The 804-nt window shown below is 75.1% G+C and carries 1 protein-coding gene; it reads left to right on the forward strand.

Annotated elements, in window-relative coordinates; all coding sequences use genetic code 11:
* Nucleotides 1-168 precede the first annotated feature (168 nt).
* Nucleotides 169-804 (forward strand): DUF429 domain-containing protein (locus tag G3I71_RS44970; RefSeq protein WP_164324677.1); only part of this gene is annotated, 636 nt, incomplete at its 3' end.

An 804-nucleotide genomic window follows, 5' to 3' on the forward strand; every position in this document is an offset into this window, starting at 1 on the left:
CCACCAGTGCGACCAGCCCGGTCGTCAGCACCGCGTACATCGCTCGCCCCTGCATCCGCATGCCGGGAAGGTACCGGTTCGTGAGGGTGCGGCGGGGAGCGTTCAGCCGATCTGTGGACGGCCCCAGCCGACCGGGCCCGTGTCGTCGCGGCGGTGTTCACTGGCCCCGTGGGCAGCGCGGGAACCGAGCGCGACGGGTCGCGCAGGTACGTCGGCCTCGACCTCGCCTGGGGGCGGACGGCCCGCACGGGCGTCGCCGTCCTCGACGGGAGTGGTCGGCTCGTGCACTCGTCGTCCGTGCGCACGGACGGCGAGATCGATGCGGTCCTCGACCGGCACACGTCGGGACGGGACGTCGTCGTCGCGGTCGACGCGCCGCTCGTCGTTCCGAACCTCACGGGGCGGCGGCTGGGGGAGGCGCTGGTGACGCGGCACTTCGGGCGGTTCCACGCCGGTGCGCACCCGTCGAACCGGGGGCGGCCGCACATGGACCCGCCGCGCGCCGAGACGCTCGCGCAGCGCCACGGCTGGCACGTCGACCCCGACGTTCGGCCCGCGCCCGGGGTGTCGGTGGCGATCGAGGTGTACCCGCACCCGGCGATGGTCGTGCTGTTCGGGCTGCCGCGCGTGCTGCCGTACAAGGCCAAGCAAGGGCGGCCGCTGCAGGTGCGGCAGGCCGCGTGGGCGCAGCTCCTCGACCACGTCGAGGACGTCATGGGCGACAGGCTCGAGCTCGGCGACGACGCACGGTGGGCGGCGATCCGGCACGCGGTCGCCGGCGGCGAGCGGGTCGCCGTGCTGGAG

The organism is Streptomyces sp. SID12501 (assembly GCF_010550245.1).
Classification (GTDB): Bacteria; Actinomycetota; Actinomycetes; order Streptomycetales; family Streptomycetaceae; genus Streptomyces.